The 22207-nt window shown below is 38.9% G+C and carries 19 protein-coding genes; 14 read left to right on the top strand and 5 right to left on the bottom strand.

Features of this window, described 5'->3' with window-relative positions; translation table 11 throughout:
• Positions 1 to 2: 2 nt before the first annotated feature.
• A complete protein-coding gene (locus ACIFUW_RS08045) occupies positions 3 to 1013 on the top strand; it encodes a S66 family peptidase (RefSeq protein ID WP_002289537.1) in 1011 nt (336 codons plus the stop codon).
• A 114-nt stretch (positions 1014 to 1127) separates the two neighbouring features.
• Here the strand turns inward: ACIFUW_RS08045 and ACIFUW_RS08040 are convergent, their stop codons facing one another.
• Positions 1128 to 1841: a hypothetical protein gene (locus ACIFUW_RS08040; RefSeq protein WP_002289536.1), complete on the bottom strand. Its 714-nt coding sequence runs from the start codon at positions 1839 to 1841 to the stop codon at positions 1128 to 1130.
• Positions 1842 to 2030: 189 nt separating this feature from the next.
• The gene (locus ACIFUW_RS08035) at positions 2031 to 2621 is read right to left on the bottom strand and encodes a type 1 glutamine amidotransferase family protein (RefSeq protein WP_002289535.1); all 591 of its coding nucleotides are present in this window, start codon (positions 2619 to 2621) and stop codon (positions 2031 to 2033) included.
• Positions 2622 to 3104: 483 nt separating this feature from the next.
• Here ACIFUW_RS08035 and ACIFUW_RS08030 point away from each other — a divergent pair, with 483 nt between their 5' ends.
• The 6 genes from ACIFUW_RS08030 (at position 3105) to dnaJ (ending at position 9645) form a co-directional block, all read left to right on the top strand.
• Positions 3105 to 3332, top strand: a complete 228-nt coding sequence (locus tag ACIFUW_RS08030; RefSeq protein ID WP_002300943.1) for an adenosine deaminase — start codon at positions 3105 to 3107, stop codon at positions 3330 to 3332.
• A 15-nt stretch (positions 3333 to 3347) separates the two neighbouring features.
• On the top strand, positions 3348 to 4514 hold the full coding sequence (hemW, locus tag ACIFUW_RS08025; protein WP_002289534.1) for a radical SAM family heme chaperone HemW: 1167 nt from the start codon (positions 3348 to 3350) through the stop codon (positions 4512 to 4514).
• Between the two features lie 233 nt (positions 4515 to 4747).
• Positions 4748 to 5791 (top strand): heat-inducible transcriptional repressor HrcA, encoded by a 1044-nt coding sequence (hrcA, locus tag ACIFUW_RS08020; protein WP_002289532.1) that lies wholly within the window; start codon positions 4748 to 4750, stop codon positions 5789 to 5791.
• 93 nt (positions 5792 to 5884) lie between these two features.
• Positions 5885 to 6448 carry a nucleotide exchange factor GrpE gene (grpE, locus tag ACIFUW_RS08015; protein ID WP_002296525.1) on the top strand — a complete coding sequence of 188 codons (564 nt, stop codon included), beginning with the start codon at positions 5885 to 5887 and terminating at the stop codon, positions 6446 to 6448.
• Positions 6449 to 6498: 50 nt separating this feature from the next.
• A complete protein-coding gene (dnaK, locus tag ACIFUW_RS08010; protein WP_002292134.1) occupies positions 6499 to 8328 on the top strand; it encodes a molecular chaperone DnaK in 1830 nt (609 codons plus the stop codon).
• A gap of 150 nt (positions 8329 to 8478) precedes the next feature.
• The gene (gene dnaJ / locus ACIFUW_RS08005) at positions 8479 to 9645 is read left to right on the top strand and encodes a molecular chaperone DnaJ (protein ID WP_002289374.1); all 1167 of its coding nucleotides are present in this window, start codon (positions 8479 to 8481) and stop codon (positions 9643 to 9645) included.
• Positions 9646 to 9726: 81 nt separating this feature from the next.
• Here the strand turns inward: dnaJ and ACIFUW_RS08000 are convergent, their stop codons facing one another.
• Positions 9727 to 10356 (bottom strand): PucR family transcriptional regulator, encoded by a 630-nt coding sequence (locus ACIFUW_RS08000; protein WP_002296524.1) that lies wholly within the window; start codon positions 10354 to 10356, stop codon positions 9727 to 9729.
• 11 nt (positions 10357 to 10367) lie between these two features.
• On the opposite strand from ACIFUW_RS08000, the gene ACIFUW_RS07995 reads away from it, so the two are divergent.
• Positions 10368 to 10541 (top strand): hypothetical protein, encoded by a 174-nt coding sequence (locus ACIFUW_RS07995; RefSeq protein WP_002296523.1) that lies wholly within the window; start codon positions 10368 to 10370, stop codon positions 10539 to 10541.
• 44 nt (positions 10542 to 10585) lie between these two features.
• On the opposite strand, the gene ACIFUW_RS07990 is transcribed toward ACIFUW_RS07995, so the two are convergent.
• On the bottom strand, positions 10586 to 11323 hold the full coding sequence (locus tag ACIFUW_RS07990; RefSeq protein ID WP_002292113.1) for an amino acid ABC transporter ATP-binding protein: 738 nt from the start codon (positions 11321 to 11323) through the stop codon (positions 10586 to 10588).
• A gap of 1 nt (position 11324) precedes the next feature.
• Positions 11325 to 12827 carry an amino acid ABC transporter substrate-binding protein/permease gene (locus ACIFUW_RS07985; protein ID WP_002296521.1) on the bottom strand — a complete coding sequence of 501 codons (1503 nt, stop codon included), beginning with the start codon at positions 12825 to 12827 and terminating at the stop codon, positions 11325 to 11327.
• 258 nt (positions 12828 to 13085) lie between these two features.
• Here ACIFUW_RS07985 and uvrB point away from each other — a divergent pair, with 258 nt between their 5' ends.
• From uvrB to ACIFUW_RS07955, 6 genes are all read left to right on the top strand, one after another.
• A complete protein-coding gene (uvrB, locus tag ACIFUW_RS07980; RefSeq protein ID WP_002294444.1) occupies positions 13086 to 15080 on the top strand; it encodes an excinuclease ABC subunit UvrB in 1995 nt (664 codons plus the stop codon).
• Positions 15081 to 15089: 9 nt separating this feature from the next.
• Positions 15090 to 17906 (top strand): excinuclease ABC subunit UvrA, encoded by a 2817-nt coding sequence (gene uvrA, locus ACIFUW_RS07975; protein ID WP_002296519.1) that lies wholly within the window; start codon positions 15090 to 15092, stop codon positions 17904 to 17906.
• A gap of 262 nt (positions 17907 to 18168) precedes the next feature.
• Positions 18169 to 19434, top strand: a complete 1266-nt coding sequence (locus ACIFUW_RS07970; protein ID WP_002294441.1) for a D-aspartate ligase — start codon at positions 18169 to 18171, stop codon at positions 19432 to 19434.
• A 3-nt stretch (positions 19435 to 19437) separates the two neighbouring features.
• Positions 19438 to 20169, top strand: coding sequence for an aspartate racemase (locus ACIFUW_RS07965; protein WP_002296517.1), 732 nt, complete (start codon positions 19438 to 19440; stop codon positions 20167 to 20169).
• 134 nt (positions 20170 to 20303) lie between these two features.
• Complete coding sequence (gene rapZ / locus ACIFUW_RS07960; protein WP_002289695.1) at positions 20304 to 21188, top strand: RNase adapter RapZ; 885 nt, start codon at positions 20304 to 20306, stop codon at positions 21186 to 21188.
• Positions 21185 to 22183: a gluconeogenesis factor YvcK family protein gene (locus ACIFUW_RS07955; RefSeq protein ID WP_002289697.1), complete on the top strand. Its 999-nt coding sequence runs from the start codon at positions 21185 to 21187 to the stop codon at positions 22181 to 22183. Before rapZ ends, ACIFUW_RS07955 begins: the two co-directional genes overlap by 4 nt.
• Positions 22184 to 22207 lie beyond the last annotated feature (24 nt).

Genomic DNA, 22207 nt, shown 5'->3' with positions numbered 1-22207 from the left:
ACATGATAAGTTATCCATTATTAGAAAGAAATGCAACGATTGGGGTTACTGCACCATCCTCAGGCGTATCAGAGGAACACCATTCGTTACTCGAATCAGCTTTAAAGAGAATGGAAGAAAAATCTTTCCAAGTAGTTACTGGAAAGACGCTTTGGACGCAAGATAAGGAAAAATCAGGTCCAGCAAGAAAACGAGCAGATGAATTCAATCAAATGATGCAAGATGAAAATATCCAAATGATCTTTCCGACTTGGGGAGGAGAATTATTGATTGAGATTCTCGATTTTGTCGATTTTGATGCTCTACAACCAAAATGGATAGTAGGTTATTCAGATATTAGTACGTTGCTACTTGCTGTCACATTAAAAACAGGGATAGCCACTGCACATGGAACTAACCTTATTGATTTAAGAGGAGAGTACTTGGATGAAACGACAGCAATGTGGGAAAGTGTACTGAAAACAAGAGAAGGAGAATCGATTCTACAGCAATCTTCTGAAAAGTATCAAAAAGTGTGGCCCCATGAGCATTCATCATCTTCTGTTTTCCATCTCACTGAACCAACAAATTGGCAATCAGTCAGCGGAGATGCAGTAAGGATGAAGGGACGATTATTAGGTGGTTGTATTGATACGATCAGGCATTTAATCGGTACTCCTTATGGAGATGTCCAATCTTTTAAAAGAAAGTATAATGATGGAAAGCCGATCTTGTGGTTTCTAGAAAACTGTGAGCTATCGTCAGTTGATTTAAGAAGATCACTTGTTCAGATGAAACTGGCAGGCTGGTTTGATGGCAGCTCGGGGATCATGTTCGGTAGAAGTGCGGCAGAGGATTTGTTAGATTATAAAATGAAGGATGTATACGAAGATCTGTCAAAGGAATTAAAACTACCGATCTTGTATGATATTGATTGTGGTCATGTACCGCCACAACTGACATTGATTAATGGTGCCTATGCAGAAGTAGCGGTAGAAGATAGAAAAGCGACTGTTTTGCAAACGTTTATTTAAAAAATTTTTTCCTGCCTTGGAGTCTATCAAAGACCAATAAATCTAAATAGAAAAGAAAGTGAAAGAAGCTGACAAAATGCTGTCAGCTTCTTTTTGTATAACATATTAGAAAGTCTAATTATCTATAACTGTCACATCGATTAACTGTTTCACGTCATTGGGATTTCCTGTAGGAATAGCTACTACAGATGCATTATCAATGATTTCTTGAGTTGTTTCTCTAATGAACGCTGGATAAGATGTTTGATCTGCAGGCATTTGCCAATGTGAAGGAACTGGATAACTAGTGATTGTCCCGTCATGGTTACTTGAATACACTAAAACTCCCTGGTAACTGTATTTCCCAGTGAGCATAACCACATCTTTCGGATAGACTGCACTCCCTGCATCATAAGGGGCGATAGGTGTTCCTGCAGGATAATGAATAACATGTAATTCGAAATCACCCGATGTATCTCTAAAAGTATTACCTCTAATAGCTAGCCAAACACGTGCGTACTCAATTTGTAGATCAGAATATCCTGCTAACGGATCTATTGACTGAGAAGACTGTGAGGAGGTTGTGTCTATTGTTGAAGAAGAAATATTTGTCTCAACTGTACTACTAGATGTAGAAGAAGTATTGGGCTCTGAGACTTTACTGCTTGTTGAAGATGTATTCGTTTCAGTAGAAGCTGATTTCTGAGTACTTGATTTTTCAGCTGAACTGGTTTGTCTGATTGAACTTTTGTCTGTGGTCGCAGATGGATCACTATTTTCTTTACTAGGAGACGTACATCCTACAAGGAATAAAGAGACCAACAATAAAATAAAACCTAACTTTTTCATATAAAATACCTCATTATTTTTTTAATACCAGTATAGCATAATCCTGAATTTTTGAATCCGTAAAACCTTGTCTATGAATATAAATAGAGTGTATCTTCTTTGATAAATGTCAGAAAAAGTGTGACAAATAATCATCAGTAAAATTACTTGTCACACTATTGATAAGGAGTATTTAATTGAAGAGAATGATTAGGAGAAAGGATCTCCGTACTTTTTATAGTAATCATAGAATCCAAGTTTGTATAGACGAATCGTTTTTTCTCTTATTTCTTCTGTTTCAAAATGGACTGCTTGAAGAATCAAGTCTGTGAATTCTATAGGAGCTGTTCCATTCGCAGTAATCAAATTACGATCTTTCACAGCTTGTTGTTCTATAAAATCTTCTTTATTCTGATAATTTTCCGATTCTAACCAAGGAAATTGCGCATTTCCGGTGTGTTTGTAACCTTGCAATAATCCGCTCTGAGCTAAATAATCAACTGCCCCACAAATAGCAGCTACTGGTACGTCTGTTTTTAACAATTTATCGATTATTTGATATAAATGATGATTTTTTATGTCCCATGAATTGCCACCGATCATAATAAAAAGGTCAACTTTTTCAGGTATTTGTTCGATTAAGTAATCGATTTTTGTTTTTAATCCTCCAATGGAAGTGACCTCTGATTGGATAGAAGCAGTTTTGTTTTGCCATTTCTCATTTTGGTTTAGTGTGCTAGTAATATAAGCACCTTCCCAATCGGCATATTCCTCTAATAGAAACGTAATCGCAGTTTTCATTTTCAAGCTCTCCTTTACTATCTATAACAAGGACAACAGTTTTAACCTACAGACATTCATTAAAATTGGGTAGCGACAGCGAAAACAACAATTCTTAAGTTTTAGACAGAGTATACAGATAGTCAACTTAATTAAATACGAACTAAATAAAAATGACAGGTAATCATTTTTGTTTACCAGCATTATAACATTTTGCATACATGGATGACAAAAGAACCAATTCCCACTTGCTTGAGTACAATATTAAAAGAAACTGGAAGGCAAAAAGTAATTATAGAAACGAAAAATAAATCATATCGGGCACTCAGACATGAAAACAACCCTAGAGATATATAACTAGGTAACCAGTTTAATGAAAGAAAAAATCATCCAAGAAGTCGATTCTTGGATTTTTTAGTGGATTTGTTCGCCAAATACGTTTAGTATGCGTATATGAGAGGTTGTAAGCAAAGCGTTGTGGTCTGAGCACTTAAGGAGGAATCTGTGAAAATAGCTTTTCATATTTTTGCAGATTTTGACTTAATGCCGAAGGTCAGCTTTGCGATTACCGTTTATCGAGAGGCTGTAAAAGCACCGTGTAGCTCCGATGACAATAAGCAAGCATTTTTAGAGCTAGGTTTCCTTGATTCTAAATATGCGGCTTATTTCAATGAGTTGGTGCTTGAACGCGATTTTAAGAAGGTCGAAAACAGGCACGACTTTTCGACGTAAGGAGAAAGAATTTCAATGATAGAAACAATAAATCCCGCAGAAAACAAGGTTTCTGCGTACATTCATATCCCATTTTGCGAGCATATCTGCTATTACTGTGATTTTAATAAAGTTTTTTTAGAAGGGCAGCCAGTAGATGAGTATGTGGAAATGCTGCTGAATGAAATGAAAATAATGCTAGAAAGTCATCCGACAGCGAATTTAGAAACACTTTACGTAGGGGGCGGGACACCAACTTCTTTATCTGCTAAACAACTTGATCGACTGTTATCAGGTGCTAGAGAGATCCTGCCTTTTCAAAATGGTAATGAGTTTACTGTAGAAGCGAATCCAGGTGATTTGACCCGTGAAAAACTTCAAGTAATGAAAAACTATGGCGTCAATCGTTTATCCATGGGAGTGCAGACATTTGATAATCGCTTATTGAAAAAAATTGGACGTAAACACACCGCAGAAGATGTGTATCAAACTATGCAATTTTTAGAAGCAGAAAATTTTACCAATGTAAGCATCGATTTGATTTATGCATTACCGGGACAAACACTAGAAGGATATCTGGATACTTTGGAAAAAGCTTTGGCTTTGGATCTGCCTCACTATTCTTTGTACTCATTGATCCTCGAAAACAAAACAATGTTCATGAACTGGGTACGACAAGGAAGACTCGAACTGCCTGATCAGGAAACGGAAACCAGAATGTTTGAAGAGACGATTGAAGCAATGGAAAAGCATGGACGTCACCAATATGAAATAAGTAACTTTGGGCTCTCCGGACATGAATCTCAACATAACCTCATGTACTGGAACAATGACCACTATTTTGGGTTTGGAGCTGGTGCTAGCGGTTATCTTGGAGATATTCGTTACCGCAACAAAGGACCAATCCAACACTATTTACGCCCATTACGAGCAAATGAACGCCCGGTATTGGAAGAAGAAAAATTGACACGAAAAAATCAAATAGAAGAAGAAATGTTCTTAGGACTAAGAAAAAAAACAGGGATTACTAAAAAACATTTCTATGATCGCTATCAAAAAACAATTGAATCGGTGTACGGTGATGTGCTAAGGGAATTAGAGCAAGAAGGGTTACTTGTTAATGAAGAAGACCGTGTTTATTTGACACCAAGAGGGACCTTTTTGGGGAACAATGTGTTTGAGCGCTTTTTGTTTGAAAAATAGTTTAAAGAATATTTGTTTTTTATCTGAATTTAAATAAAAAAAGTTCAAAAATACAATAAAGGACTATTGAAACGTTGATATAACTGGATTTACATCAATTATTTAGAATTAGCACTCTTGTGTTTAGAGTGCTAAAAAATGGAGTCTTTCTCTTGACAGGAGAAGGGCTTCTTGCTATATTTATAAGTGGATTAGCACTTAGAATATATGAGTGCTAATGAGAGGTGAGGAAGATGTTAACAAAGCGACAAAACGACATTTTACGTCTGATCATCCAACACTATACGAGTAGTGGCGTGCCCGTTGGTTCCAAAACATTGATGTCTGAGGGAGTCAAGGCCAGCTCAGCAACGATTCGCAATGATATGAAAGCATTAGAAGATGAAGGATTGCTGTTGAAGACTCACTCTTCTTCTGGGCGGATTCCATCTGCTTTAGGCTATCGTTATTACGTGGATCATTTGTTAAAACCTGCTCGCGTAGCAGAAGATGATTTGCTGCTGATTCGTCAGTCTCTAGGCAGAGAATTTCATGAAATCAATGAGATTATTAAGCAATCTGCTGAGATATTATCTGAGCTGACAAGCTATACGACTTTTTCATTGGGACCTGAAATAAAAGACCGCCGACTGACTGGCTTTCGTATCGTACCCTTGAATAATCGACAGATTATTGCTATCGTCGTAACAGATATGGGGAATGTAGAAAGCCAAGTGTTCACTCTTCCCGAATATATGGGAAGTCAGGAACTAGAAAAAATGGTACAGATTGTAAACGACCGTCTAGTCGGAGATCCTCTGATGACGGTGTACCATAAACTTCGTACGGAGATTCCGATGATTCTTCATAAATATTTCCAAACGACAGAAGGGATGTCTCAGTTATTTGACACCGTTCTTGGTCATGTTTTTGAAGATAAGGTTTATGTCAGTGGACAAATGAATCTCTTGGATTATGAGCCCCGTCAAGATCTTGATCAGTTCAAATCGATGTTTTCTTTTATGAAAGACTCAGACGGACTTACACAAATGATCACTCCGATGGATAGCAATATTCATATCAAGATTGGTGCTGAATTAGGCAATGATTTATTGCAGAATATGAGTATGATTCAAGCAAGTTACGAGATAGATGGTCATGGAAGAGGTACAATAGCCTTGTTAGGGCCTACTAGTATGCCTTATTCTCGGATGTTCGGTCTAGTCGATGTTTATCGAAGAGAACTAGCAGCTAAACTTGCTGATTACTACCGTTCGCTTGACTTGTCAAACTCGTAATGTGAATAACGAAGCTATTTGCAGCTGATCGTTCTCTCTTTCTTAGTAAGAGCAATCAAACAGCTGACTGAATAATGAAAGGAAGACTGTATCGTGAAAGAAAATCAAGAAGAACTAGATAAAGAAATGACAGATGCTCAGCCAGAACCGGAAATCGATGTCGAAGCTGCAGAAGATTCGGGTATTTCAGAAGCTGAAGCGGAAGAATTCGAAACAGCGAAATTAAAAGCTGAGTTAGAAGAAATGGAAGATAAATACTTGCGGGCTCGTGCTGAAATCGCAAATATGGCAAATCGAGGAAAAAATGAGCGTGAGCAATTACAAAAATACCGTTCACAAGATTTAGCCAAAAAATTACTTCCATCAATTGACAACCTGGAACGTGCATTAGCCACAGAAGTGTCAGATGATCAAGGGGCAGGTTTGAAAAAAGGCGTGGAAATGGTCTTGGAAAGTTTGCGTAACGCACTGGAAGAAGAAGGAATTGAAAAAATCCCTGCTAAAGGAGAAGCCTTTGATCCTAATCTTCATCAAGCAGTACAAACTGTTCCAGCGACTGAAGATACACCAGCCGATACGATTGTAGAAGTACTACAAGAAGGCTACAAATTACATGATCGCGTGTTAAGACCAACCATGGTCATTGTTGCACAATAATTGTGCGGATATAAAACTTACACTTTCAATTAAAGAAGGAGACGTTAATTATGAGTAAAATTATCGGTATTGACTTAGGTACGACTAACTCTGCAGTAGCAGTATTGGAAGGAAACGAAGCAAAAATCATCGCTAACCCAGAAGGAAACCGTACAACACCTTCTGTTGTATCATTCAAAAATGGAGAAATCCAAGTAGGGGAAGTTGCAAAACGTCAAGCTGTGACAAACCCAAATACGATTTCATCAATCAAACGCCATATCGGTGAAGCAGGTTACAAAGTAGATGTAGAAGGTAAATCATATACACCACAAGAAATCTCAGCAATGATCCTTCAATATATCAAAGGATTCGCAGAAGACTATTTAGGTGAAAAAGTCGAAAAAGCAGTTATCACTGTGCCAGCTTACTTTAATGATGCACAACGTCAAGCAACAAAAGATGCTGGTAAGATCGCTGGTCTAGAAGTAGAACGTATCGTCAATGAACCAACTGCAGCTGCTCTTGCCTATGGTTTAGATAAAACAGATCGCGACGAAAAAATCTTAGTATTCGACCTTGGTGGCGGTACTTTTGACGTATCTATCCTTGAACTAGGAGACGGTGTCTTTGATGTATTGTCAACAGCTGGCGACAACCATCTAGGTGGGGACGACTTTGATAACAAAATCATCGACTACATGGTAGCAGAATTCAAAAAAGAAAACAGCATTGACTTGTCTCAAGACAAAATGGCTTTACAACGCTTGAAAGACGCTGCTGAAAAAGCGAAAAAAGATTTATCTGGCGTATCAAGCACACAAATCAGCTTGCCATTTATCACAGCAGGAGAATCTGGACCATTGCATTTGGAAATGACATTGACACGTGCAAAATTTGATGAATTAACAGCTGACTTAGTAGAACGTACAAAAGTACCAGTACGTCAAGCGCTAAAAGATGCAGGTTTATCACAATCAGAAATCGACGAAGTTATTTTAGTCGGTGGATCTACTCGTATCCCTGCAGTTGTAGAAGCAGTACGTAAAGAAACAGGAAAAGAACCAAACAAATCAGTTAACCCTGATGAAGTAGTTGCTATGGGTGCTGCTATCCAAGGTGGCGTGATCACTGGTGATGTGAAAGATGTTGTTTTACTTGACGTTACACCATTGTCATTAGGTATCGAAACAATGGGTGGAGTGTTCACTAAATTGATTGACCGCAATACAACGATTCCAACAAGTAAATCACAAGTATTCTCAACTGCGGCAGATAATCAACCAGCAGTAGACATCCATGTATTACAAGGTGAACGCCCAATGGCTGCTGACAACAAAACTCTAGGAAGATTCCAATTGACAGATATTCCAGCAGCTCCTCGTGGTATTCCACAAATCGAAGTAACATTCGATATTGATAAAAACGGGATTGTAAATGTATCTGCGAAAGATCTAGGTACACAAAAAGAACAAAAAATCACGATCAAATCTTCTTCAGGTCTAACAGACGAAGAAATCGAACGTATGGTAAAAGATGCAGAAGCAAATGCAGAAGCAGATAAAGCTCGTAAAGAGGAAGTTGACCTACGTAATGATGTAGATGCATTGCTATTCTCTGTGGACAAAACATTGAAAGAATTAGAAGGCAAAGTGGACGAAGAAGAAGTGAAAAAAGCAGAAACAGCTCGCGATGAATTGAAAGCCGCTGTTGAAGCAAACAACATCGAAGAAATGAAAACTAAACGCGATGCATTGAACGAAATCGTTCAAAACTTGACTGTTAAACTATACGAACAAGCGGCACAACAACAAGCTCAAGAAAACCCAGAAGCAGCTCAAGGCGGAGCAGATGATGTCGTTGATGCTGATTTTGAAGAAGTCGATGGCGACGATAAATAATCAGTTCACTGAATTTCGAGAGAAGGCCAAAGTTGCTACTTTGGCTTTTTCTTTTGAAAAATAGTTTGAAGTATCGGTTTTTGTTTCAAACAAAATATGATATGATAACAAGCGACGTGAAAATGATGAGAACCAATAGGAGGAAAGCCTATGGCAACAAAACGTGATTATTATGAAGTCTTAGGGCTCTCAAAAGGAGCATCAGAAGATGAAATAAAGAAAGCTTATCGTAAGCTTTCGAAAAAATACCATCCTGACATCAATAAAGAACCTGATGCGGAAGAAAAATTCAAAGAAGTATCAGAAGCATATGAGATTTTAAGTGACCCGCAAAAACGCGCTGCATATGACCAATACGGGCATGCAGGCACAGATCCAAATTACGGTGCTGGTGGAGCTGGTGGCGGATTTGGTGGATTCGGCGGCTTCTCTGGTGGCGGCTTCGGTGGTTTTGAAGATATCTTCGACTCTTTCTTTGGAGGAGGCGGTCGGTCAGTCGATCCAAATGCGCCTCGTCAAGGTGCTGATTTGCAATATACGGTCGACTTGTCTTTTGAAGAAGCGATTTTTGGTGTAGAAAAAGAAATCAAGTATAATCGGGAAGAAATCTGTCATACTTGTGGTGGGAACGGTGCAAAACCAGGCACACAACCAACTACTTGTCATAAATGTCATGGTGCAGGTACGATTAATGTAGAACGCCAAACACCACTTGGACGAGTGATGAGCCGTCAAACTTGTGATGTTTGTCATGGGACAGGGAAAGAAATCAAAGAACCTTGTCCAACCTGTCATGGCTCAGGACATGAGAAGAAAGCACATTCAGTTAAAGTGAATGTACCAGCTGGTGTAGAAGAAGGACAACAAATGCGTTTAGCTGGTCAAGGAGAAGCTGGAGAAAACGGCGGACCATTTGGTGATTTGTATGTGGTCTTCCGTGTAGAAGAAAGTGATATCTTTGATCGTGAAGGTTCTGAAATTTACTATGAATTGCCTTTAAGTTTTGTACAAGCAGCTTTGGGGGATGAAGTCCAAGTACCAACTGTCCATGGAGATGTGAAATTGAAGATCCCTGCTGGAACACAGACAGGTACGAACTTCCGTTTACGTGGAAAAGGCGCTCCGAAGTTACGTGGTGGTGCAACAGGCGACCAACATGTCAAAGTAAAACTGATCACACCGAAAAATCTAAATGAACAACAAAGAGAAGCATTACGTGCATTCGCTGAAGCTGGCGGCATCAAAGTTGAAGAACAGCAAGAAGACGGTTTCTTCGATAAGTTTAAAGATGCTTTTGGCGGGAAAAAGCGGAAGTAGTTTTTCTAGTAAAAACGCTAAGTCATTAATAATTAAAAACCAGACGAACAATCATATGTTCGCCTGGTTTTTTTGTAGTTGTCATGTTTGTACCAACAAAAAAGCCAGCTTTAGAATATGATAATCGTCATAGTTTCTAGGGGTATAACCAGTGAGAGAATGGAACTTGTTCAATCGATATTGCAAGGTGTTTTTATGAATAAATAATTCTTCTGAGCAATTTTTGATGCTTCCGTTATTTTTACTGAAGCATGCCAAAGTCTTCTTGAACAAATGTACTTCTTCTTCTGTCAGGCTTTTCAAAATACGTTTTACATATAATGTTCGTTGATCTGACGGGATTGCTGGTAAAACGATCCCGAGGTCTAAATCTTCAAAAAAGCGGATCTCGTTCACAGATTGATGGAAAGCTATCCATTCGCAAACTTGTTTGGCATGAAGGAAAGATTGCGGTGTCTCTTGCTCTGTATAACAAAGCGACCCAATTCCAAAGTTTAGCTGTAACTGATACATTTTATTAAACTTTGTCTGGATTTTATCAAGCAATGATAGCAATGAGGCTCTGGAAATCCGATTGACTAGGATAATGATTTGTTGTCTATGTACAGTGAGCAAAGCCTGTCCGTAATAAGAGAAGACCCTTTCGAGCAACTCCAATAAAGGATTGATCCGTTCTTGACACAATTGCTGATTGTCAGAAAGTTGTCCCACAACTACATAATATGGAGAAGAAAAATCAAGCTCAATTAAGTGAGGGTGGTATCGACTATGTACTTGATATCATCAATGAACCGATGGTACTTTCTTATGCGATGGAACAGGTAGAGCGATTGCTTGTTTGTGCAGGAAAACAAGCGATGCGGCTGATACGATTAGGTGAGAAAATAAGAAGATAAAAATACACGGTCCCTTCATGGCGACCGTGCATTTTTGGTTTTTATTAAATATTTAATACTTTATTCAAGAAATCTTTTGTCCGTTCATTTTGCGGATTTTCAAAGATTTGTTGAGGCGTTCCATCTTCTAAAAAGTTTCCGTCGTCAATGAACATGACGCGATTGGCCACTTCTTTAGCGAACCCCATTTCGTGCGTAACGATAACCATCGTCATACCTTGTTCTGCTAACTTTTTCATGACGTTCAAGACATCACCGACCATTTCAGGATCGAGTGCAGAAGTAGGCTCATCAAAAAGCATGATGTCAGGGTTCATCGCTAGAGCACGAGCAATAGCCACACGCTGTTTTTGTCCACCAGAAAGCATTTCAGGATACATATCTTTTTTATCTTCTAGACCAACTGTCTGCAGTAATTTGATTGCTTTTTTCTCTGCTTCTTCTCTAGATTCTTTCTTCAGGTCCATCGGTGCTAAAATGATGTTTTCCAAAATAGAAAGATGAGGGAATAGGTTAAAGTGTTGGAATACCATTCCGATATGTTGTCTCACCAAGTTGATATCTGTGCTTTTATCCATCAAGTGGGCGCCGTCAATAATAATTTCACCGTCAGAAGGTTCTTCTAAACGATTCAAGCAACGCAAGAATGTACTTTTTCCTGAACCTGAAGGGCCAATGATACAGACGACATCTCCTTCGTTGATGGATACATTGATGTCGTTTAATACTGTGTTATCGCCGTATTTTTTGACTAAATGCTCAACTAAGATTTTTTCTGCCATCTTACTTCACCTTCTTTTCTAAAACTTTTGCTAATTTTGTCAATGCTGTGATCAAAATCAAGTACATGATCGCAATGATCAAGTAAACATACGTACTTTGTGTTGTACGTGCAACAATGATCTTACCAGTTTGCAGCAATTCGACTACACCGATTGCGGAAATGATCGTTGTGTCTTTTAATGAGATAACGAACTGATTGACGAATGATGGGATCATGATGCGTATCGCTTGCGGCAAAATGATTTTTTGCATTGTCCGATTATAAGAAAGACCTAAACTTCTGGAAGCTTCCATTTGTCCGACAGGAACGGCGTTGATCCCGCCTCGAACAATCTCTGCGATATAAGCACTTGCGTTAAGAGTCAAGGTGATAACACCAGCAAGGAAGTCAGGAATCGTAAATCCAACGATACCAGGCAACCCAAAGAAAATAAAGAACGCAAGAACCATCATTGGAATTCCTCGGATGATATCGACATAAATACTAGCAATTGTGCGAAGAGCGCGTATTGGTGCTACACTGAATAATCCAAAAATCACACCGATTACTATAGCCAAAGCAAAGGAGATCAAAGTTAGGAGAATTGTTCTCCAAAGTCCTTTCAACAATGCTTGATAGTTGTTTTGGATAAGTCCAAGAAATGTTGATTCATCAGCAGTGGAAGACTCACTGGAAGTTTCTGAACCATCCGCTACATATTCTTTAATAATCTTATCGTATTCGCCTGTTCTTTTTAATTCTTTCAATCCTTCATTGAACATATTAAGAAGCTCAGGATTTTGTCCTTTTTTAACGGCAAATGCATATTTTCCGCCAGATTCTTTTTTGATCGGTGTTTCCAATTCTTGTCCTTGTTTGATCGCATAACCGATTACCGGATAATCATCCATCATTGCATCGATTGCGCCAACTTTTAACCCGTCGTACAATTGATCAGCAGCATCAAAATATTTGATAGAATAGCCATATTCAGATTCATGGTCGCTTAAAAATTCAGCACTTTCGGTACCAACTTTTGCTCCGACTGTTTTTCCTTTCAAATCTTCATAAGACTTGATCGAAGTATCTCCTTTTTTGACAGCTAATTGGATCCCGCTATCAAAGTAAGAATCAGAAAAATCATAGCTTTTCTTTCGTTCATCTGTTACAGTCATTCCGGCAATCATTCCGTCTGCTTGTCCTGATTCCAAAGCTTGCAAAGCAGCAGAGAAACCACGGTAGTCCATTCGGATGTTAAATCCTTGCAGTTTGGCGATGTTTTCCATCAATTTTACATCGATGCCTTCGTACTCGCCCTTTGCGTTTTGAAATTCAAATGGAGCAAAAGCAGAGTCACTGGCAATTACGTATACGTCTTTTTTGGGCTCTATTTTTTGCATTGTCTCGCTTGTGCTTGACTCTGCCGTTGTAGTGTTGTCAGCTTGTGCAACATGACCAAACGCAAGTGTCACAAGTCCTGTCATTAAGAAAACAAATGAGTGAAATAAATGCTTTCTTTTCATAATCAACCTCCTAAATTTCCAATATTTTATTATTATAGGCGAAAAGTGCTGAATCAGACAAGACTGTAAGCTCGAAAAAATGAAAAAAATGCGAGTTTCTAACATTTTATGTTATAAAACATAACATGTATAATAAGATAAAAAAGTGGCGAAAGTATGTTCGGTGTGGTATAATTTTTTAGTAAGGAATGCCTTTGCTTTCCTTTTCTTTTTATTGGTCGTAAAATGAAAAGGAATGAATGAAAAGGAGGACGAAGAATGATTGAGAGAGATACCTCCCGACACTTTGAGCTTGTCTCGAAATACCAACCGGCTGGTGATCAGCCTGAAGCGATTAACCAATTAGTGGATGGCGTAGTCGGCGGGAAAAAAGCACAAATCTTATTAGGTGCGACTGGAACAGGGAAAACATATACGATTTCCAATCTTATTGAGAAAGTGAATAAACCAACACTGATTATTGCCCATAACAAAACATTGGCTGGTCAGCTGTACGGGGAATTCAAGGAATTTTTCCCTAACAATGCTGTTGAATATTTTGTTTCTTATTATGATTATTATCAGCCTGAAGCTTATGTGCCTTCAAGCGATACGTATATCGAAAAAGATTCAAGTGTAAATGATGAGATCGACAAATTACGACATTCGGCTACTAGTTCATTATTAGAAAGAAATGATGTGATCGTCATTGCATCCGTTTCATGTATTTTTGGATTAGGCTCGCCTTTTGAGTACCAAAAACAAGTAGTTTCGATTCGACAGGGAGCAGAACTAGATCGCAATCAGTTGATTCGTGACTTAGTCAGTATCCAATTCGAAAGAAATGATATAGATTTTCAGCGCGGTCGTTTTCGAGTGCGCGGTGATGTCGTGGAGATTTTTCCGGCTTCAAGAGATGAACGTGCCTTACGTGTGGAGTTTTTTGGAGATGAGGTCGAACGTATCCGAGAAGTCAATGCACTGACAGGTGAAGTTTTAGGAGAAACGGAACACGTAGCAATCTTCCCGGCGACTCACTTTGTGACGAATGATGAACATATGGAGCATGCCGTAGCGAATATCAAAGCGGAATTAGAACAGCGTTTAACTGTCTTGCGAAATGAAAACAAACTTCTGGAAGCTCAACGTTTAGAACAGCGAACCAATTACGATATTGAAATGATGTTAGAAATGGGCTACACGTCGGGAATTGAAAATTATTCTCGGCATATGGACGGACGTAAAGAAGGTGAACCGCCTTATACGCTATTGGATTTCTTTCCTGAAGATTTTTTGATCGTGGCGGACGAATCGCACGTAACCATGCCTCAAATCAGAGGAATGTATAATGGTGACCGAGCGAGAAAACAGATGCTAGTAGATTACGGTTTCCGTTTGCCATCTGCTTTAGACAATCGGCCACTTCGGTTAGAAGAGTTTGAAAAACATGTCAATCAGATCATTTATGTCTCTGCGACGCCAGGACCATATGAACATGAACAAACAGATACCGTTATCCAACAAATCATCCGTCCGACAGGGCTGCTTGACCCAGTGATCGAAGTTCGTCCAATCATGGGACAAATCGATGATCTAGTAGGCGAAATAAATGAACGAGTCGAAAAAGACCAGCGGGTGTTTGTAACGACATTGACGAAAAAAATGGCAGAAGACCTCACAGATTATTTCAAAGAATTAGGGATCAAAGTCAAATATTTGCATAGTGATATCAAAACGCTGGAACGAACAGAAATCATTCGAGATCTTCGATTAGGTGAATTTGATGTGTTAGTTGGAATCAATTTGCTTCGTGAAGGATTAGACGTACCTGAAGTTTCCCTTGTTGCTATCTTGGATGCGGATAAAGAAGGCTTTTTACGTAGTGAACGTTCCTTAGTCCAAACGATTGGACGAGCTGCTCGGAATGAAGAAGGTAAAGTAATCATGTACGCAGACAAAGTAACAGATTCTATGCGTCTAGCGATGGATGAAACGTCAAGACGTCGTACGATTCAGCAGAAGTACAATGAAGAACATGGGATCGTTCCAAAAACGATCATTAAAGAAATCCGAGATTTGATTTCTATTACGAAAGAATCGGAAGATGATACAAAAGAAGCGGTACAAGTCTCGTACGAAGAAATGACGAAGGAAGAAAAAGACACGTTATTGATGAAATTAGAAAAAGAAATGAAAGATGCGGCAAAAGCTTTGGATTTTGAAACAGCCGCGAATGTGCGAGATATGATTTTAGAATTAAAAGCTTCAAAGTAGGAGGACAACATGGCTAACGATAAAATTACGATTCATGGTGCACGTGCCCATAACTTGAAAAATATAGATGTAACGATTCCACGAGATAAATTCGTGGTCGTTACAGGTTTGTCCGGTTCTGGAAAAAGTTCCCTAGCATTTGATACGCTGTACGCTGAAGGGCAGCGGAGATACGTAGAGAGCCTTTCTGCTTATGCTCGTCAGTTTTTAGGACAAATGGATAAGCCGGACGTAGATAGCATCGACGGATTGAGTCCGGCGATTTCTATTGATCAGAAAACAACAAGTAAAAATCCTCGGTCGACAGTAGGTACTGTGACGGAAATCAATGACTATTTACGCTTGTTGTTTGCACGTGTAGGACATCCGATTTGTCCCAACGATCATATCGAGATTACCAGTCAATCAGTAGATCAAATGGCAGATCAAGTAATGGCTTTGCCTGAGCGCACAAAGATCCAAGTGTTGGCACCGATCGTGGTAAAGAAAAAAGGACAACATAAAAAAATATTCGAACGAATCCAAAAAGAGGGATACGTCCGCGTTCGAGTCGATGGTGAGATCTATGATTTAAGTGAAGTGCCTGAGCTGGAGAAAAACAAAAAACATGATATCGCGATCGTCATCGACCGGATCATTGTGAAAGAAGGGATTCGTTCTCGCCTATTTGATTCTTTAGAGGCGGCCCTGCGATTAGCAGACGGCTATGCTCTGGTTGACGTGATCGGTGAAGAAGAAATGTTGTTTAGCGAACACTATGCCTGTCCTTATTGCGGATTTACTGTTGGCGAACTAGAACCAAGACTGTTCTCATTCAATGCGCCTTTTGGAGCTTGTCCAGACTGTGATGGTTTAGGTGTCAAATTAGAAGTCGATCAAGATTTAGTGATTCCAGATAGAACGAAGACACTTAGTCAAGGTGCTATCGTTCCATGGAATCCAATCAGCTCTCAGTATTATCCTCAAATGTTAGCGCAGGCTTGTGAAAGTTTCGGTATCGATTTAGATACACCATTCGAAGAATTACCGGAAGAGCATCAGGAGATCATCTTGAATGGGACAGATGATCTTTTCCATTTCCATTATGAAAATGATTTTGGTGGCGTTCGCGATGTAGAAACGACTTTCGAAGGGGTATTGAAGAATATCGAGCGTCGTTATCATGATACGAACAGTGATTTCACGCGTGAGCAAATGCGTCTTTATATGACAGAATTAACTTGTCAGACATGTAAAGGTTATCGATTGAATCCCCAAGCTCTATCTGTTCAAATCAATGGAACGAATATCGGGCAAACAAATGAGTTGTCTATTCAAAAAGCAGTAGATTTCTTCTCAAACTTAACGTTATCTGAACAAGAGAAAGTAATTGCCAAACCGATTTTAAAAGAAGTAAATGACAGACTTTCATTCTTGGAAAATGTGGGACTAGACTATCTAACTTTGAGTCGCGCTTCCGGAACATTATCTGGGGGAGAAGCGCAGCGAATCAGATTGGCTACACAAATTGGATCGAATCTTTCTGGAGTTTTGTATATTTTAGATGAACCATCGATCGGATTGCATCAACGCGACAACGATCGACTGATTGGCTCATTAAAGAAAATGCGTGATCTTGGCAACACCCTCGTTGTAGTCGAACATGATGAAGATACGATGTGGGCAGCAGATTATTTGATTGACGTCGGACCTGGGGCCGGAGAACAAGGCGGACAAATCGTGGCTGCAGGCACTCCTGAAGAAGTAGCTAATGATGAAAATTCTTTGACAGGGAAATATCTTTCAGGGAAAAAATCAATCCCTGTACCAAAAGAACGCCGTAAAGGTAATGGGAAAGCAATCAAGATCACTGGTGCTTCAGAAAACAATCTGAAAAATATTAGTGTTGAATTTCCATTAGGAGAATTTGTAGCAGTCACAGGTGTGTCTGGTTCTGGAAAGAGTACATTGGTCAATAGTATCTTAAAGAAATCGTTAGCGCAAAAATTAAATAAGAATTCTGCTAAGCCAGGTAAATTCAAGACAATTTCCGGCTACGAAAGTATCGAAAAGATCATCGATATCGATCAAAGCCCAATCGGCCGGACGCCGAGAAGTAATCCAGCGACTTATACAAGTGTATTTGATGATATCCGTGGGTTATTTGCTCAAACGAACGAGGCAAAAATGCGGGGTTATAAGAAAGGGCGTTTTAGTTTCAACGTAAAAGGCGGTCGTTGTGAAGCTTGTCGCGGGGATGGAATTATTAAGATCGAAATGCACTTTTTGCCTGATGTCTATGTTCCTTGTGAAGTATGTCATGGTAAACGATATAATTCTGAAACATTAGAAGTGCATTACAAAGGAAAAAGCATTGCTGATATTTTGGAAATGACAGTAGAGGATGCTGTAGAATTCTTCAAGCACATTCCAAAGATTCATCGCAAACTGCAAACGATTGTTGATGTTGGCTTAGGTTATGTGACGATGGGGCAACCAGCAACGACATTGTCCGGTGGTGAGGCACAACGGATGAAACTTGCCAGTGAATTGCACAAAATCTCTAATGGAAAGAATTTCTATATACTAGATGAACCAACGACAGGACTTCATAGCGATGACATCGCCCGCTTGTTGCATGTATTACAAAGATTAGTAGATGCTGGTAACACAGTTTTAGTGATTGAACACAATCTAGATGTAATCAAAACAGCAGATTATATCATTGATTTAGGACCAGAAGGTGGAGAAGGTGGAGGAACGATCCTTGCGACTGGAACACCAGAAGAAATCATTAACGTAAAAGAAAGTTATACAGGTCACTATTTGAAAAAAATAATGGTATAAAGAGGATAGATAGCTGAGATAGTTAAAAAAACATAAAAAAATGAATTTTTGCTTGTTTTATTAATATCAGTGTTCTAGAATCATTACATGGTAGTTCTTTCTACACTGATTGGTATAGATAAAAACTTCCTATAAGTTCAATCCGTTCAAAAAAGAATTGAGCAATCGGAGGACTTTCCTTTGATTGCTTTTTTCTTTATGGTATGATATTCCTTGTGTAGTTGGAAAAGAAAAACAAGAGATTATGAGTAAGTGAGAGATAATGATGAACAGTATTGAAAATGAAGAATTTATCCCTATATTATTAGGAAGCGACATGAACGTTTATGGTATGGCACGTTCTTTTAATGAAGCATACGGCAAAATCTGCCAAGCATATGCTTCGGATCAGTTAGCCCCTACCCGCTACAGTAAAATTGTCAATGTAGAAGTTATTCCAGGATTTGATAAAGACCCTGTATTTATCGAGACGATGCTTCGTTTGGCAAAAGAAAGATATTCTGATAAGAGTAAAAAATATCTTTTGATTGCTTGTGGTGATGGATATGCAGAATTGATCTCCCAACATAAACAAGAGCTGTCAGAATATTTTATCTGTCCATATATTGATTATTCTTTATTTGAAAGGCTGATCAATAAAGTAAGCTTTTATGAAGTTTGTGAAGAATATGATCTTCCGTATCCTAAAACATTGATCGTCAGAGAAGAAATGTTAGTAAATGGACATTTGGAACAGGAATTGCCTTTTGAATTCCCAGTTGCTTTGAAACCTGCAAACAGTGTGGAGTATCTTTCTGTCCAATTTGAAGGAAGAAAAAAAGCTTTTATTTTAGAGACTAGAGAAGAGTTCGATTTAATTTTAGGCCGGATATACGAAGCCGGTTATAAAAGTGAAATGATTGTACAAGATTTTATCCCGGGTGATGATAGTAATATGCGTGTGCTAAATGCGTATGTAGATGAAGATCATCAAGTTCGGATGATGTGCCTTGGTCATCCACTATTAGAAGATCCTACACCAGCATCGATTGGTAATTACGTTGTGATCATGCCAGATTATAACGAAAAAATCTATCAAACCATTAAGGCATTTTTGGAAAAAATCGAATATACAGGCTTTGCCAATTTCGATATGAAGTATGATCCTAGAGATGGAGAATATAAATTATTTGAAATCAATTTGAGACAAGGTCGTAGCAGTTTCTTTGTGACATTGAACGGCTTGAATCTGGCTCGTTTTGTCACAGAAGATCGAGTGTTCAACAAACCCTTTGTTGAAACGACCTATGGAACGAATCAATCAGATAAAGCAAGATTATGGATGGGTGTGCCCAAAAAAATCTTTTTAGAATATGCTCGGGAAAATGAAGACAAAAAACTAGCTGAGCAAATGATCAAAGAAAATCGTTACGGTACTACTGTATTTTATGAAAAAGACCGATCAATCAAGCGCTGGTTGTTGATGAAATATATGTTCCATAACTATATTCCAAGATTCAAAAAGTATTTTCATGTGAAAGAAGGCTAGTTCATGGAGAATTTTTTCAGTATTTTAGGCGGAATGGGCACGATGGCGACAGAAAGTTTTGTTCGCTTGATCAACCACCGAACGAAAGCTACAAAAGATCAAGAATATTTGAATTATGTCTTATTCAATCATGCAACAGTTCCTGATCGTACAGCTTATATTTTAGATCGATCAGAAGAAAATCCAATGCCGTTTCTGCTGGATGATATTGAGAAACAAAATTTATTGCGACCAAACTTCATTGTGTTGACTTGTAACACCGCACACTACTTTTTTGAAGAGTTACAAGCGGCAACGGATATTCCTATCTTGCATATGCCAAGAGAAGCAGCAAATGAACTTGTCCGTCAGCATACGACAGGGAGAGTAGCGATTCTAGGAACAGAAGGAAGTATGAAAGCTGGAATCTATGAACGCGAAGTCAAAAATCTTGGTTTCGAAACAGTGATTCCTGATACTGCGCTTCAAGAAAAAATCAATTACCTGATCTATCATGAGATCAAGGAATCGGATTATTTGAATCAAGAGCTCTATTACGAAATCTTAGAGGAAGCGGTAGAGCGCCTAAACTGTGAAAAAGTCATCCTAGGTTGCACAGAATTATCTTTGATGCATGAATTTGCTGAAGATAATCATTACCCAGTGATCGATGCTCAATCTATTTTAGCGGATCGAACGATCGAACGTGCATTAGCTGAAAGAAGCGAGGCATTGGATACAGCATCGGAAAAGTAAAAAAATTGGATTTGGGGCAAATATCCTAAAAGATATTTGGTCCAAATCTTTTTGTAAAAGAAAAAGAAAACTGGTAATGATACGCCCGGGATGATATAATTTTATTATGCACAATGTGAGAGGGGTTCGTAAATATGACAGATAATTTGCAATTAGTCATCATAACAGGTATGAGTGGTGCAGGGAAAACAGTAGCTATCCAAAGTTTTGAAGATATGGGCTATTTTTGTATCGATAATATGCCGCCTCGATTGATTCCAAAATTCTGGGAATTGATCAAAGAATCAGGTAAAGTCACAAAAATGGCTTTAGGAGTGGATTTGCGTTCTCGTTCCTTCTTTGAAGAAATCCAAAACATGCTGATCGAAATCGAAAATACGAACTTCATCGACACTTCTATCTTATTTTTAGATGCTTCAGACGAAGAACTAGTGGCTCGCTACAAAGAAACAAGACGAGCACATCCAATGGCGATGGACGGTTTGATCACTGAAGGGATACGTAAAGAACGGGCGATACTAGACGACTTGAAAGCCCAAGCTTCCGTGATCATTGATACGACAACATTGACACCACGACAATTACGTGAAAAAATCAATGAGTCATTCAAATCAAAGGGAGACCAAGGATTTCGGATCGAATTTGTATCATTTGGTTTTAAATACGGGTTGCCGATCGATTCGGATATTGTGATGGATGTGCGTTTTTTGCCCAACCCTCATTATATCCCGGAACTAAGACCATTGACCGGAAAAGATCAGCCAGTCTATGATTATGTGATGTCCTTTGATGAAACGCAATCATTCTACCATAAATTTTTGGATCTTCTGGAAACTGTATTGCCTGGATACATTAAAGAAGGAAAAAGCAGCTTGACAGTTGCAATCGGCTGTACAGGCGGTCAACACCGTTCTGTGGCATTGACTGAACGTTTGGCAAATGCTTTAGGGAAAAACTATAAAGTCAATGTGACACATCGGGACAAGGATAAAAGGAAAGAGACGGTGAACCGGTCGTGAAAATGAAAACCTACCGGATAAGAAAACCAAAGATCGTAGTGGTCGGCGGTGGCACTGGTCTGCCAGTTATCCTGAAAAGTTTACGAAATCAAGGAGCAGATATCACAGCAGTAGTGACTGTTGCAGATGATGGTGGAAGCAGCGGTGCAATCAGAGAATCGATCGCTATGGCTCCTCCTGGTGACTTGAGAAATGTCTTAGTGGCGTTATCGGATATGCCACAATTCTATGAAGATATTTTCCAATACCGTTTCAAAAAGGAAGATCAGTTTTTAGCCAATCATACGATCGGTAATCTGATCATTGCCGCAGTTTCCGAGATGCGGGGAAGCACTTATGAGGCGATTCAATTATTAGCAAAAATGATGCATGTAGATGGACATGTTTATCCTTCTTCAGAAACTCCTTTGACCTTGCATGCTGTTTTTAAAGACGGAACGACTGCAGTAGGAGAATCTAAAATCGCGATCAACCGTAAAACCATTGACCGTGTGTATGTCTGCAACACAAATGATAAAAGTGAAGCCAAAGCGGCTCGAAAAGTCGTTTCAGCAATTATGGACGCCGACATGGTCGTTTTGGGACCCGGAAGTTTATTCACCAGTATCCTTCCAAATTTAGTGATACCAGAAATCGGCGAAGCAATGCTCAAGACAACTGCTGAAACCGTCTATATCTGTAATATCATGACCCAAAAAGGGGAAACGGAACATTTCACAGATGCCGATCATATACGTGTTTTACACAAGCATTTGAATCAGCCTTTTATCGATACAGTATTGGTCAATACGGAAAAAGTGCCTGAAGATTATATGGACCCAGAGATCTATGATGAGTATCTAGTACAAGTCGCACACGACTTCAACGGATTGAGAAATGAAGGATGTCGAGTGATTTCCACCGACTTTTTAGAATTGAAAGATGGTGGTGTCTTCCACGATGGAGACAAAGTAGTAGAAGAATTGTTCCGTTTAGTTTTCGGTTCAAAATATTAAGCAATTTATTGTTGGAGAAAGGAG

This window comes from Enterococcus sp. PLH-Efm8, from assembly GCF_053011625.1.
This window is presented reverse-complemented; position numbering and strand designations above follow the sequence as displayed.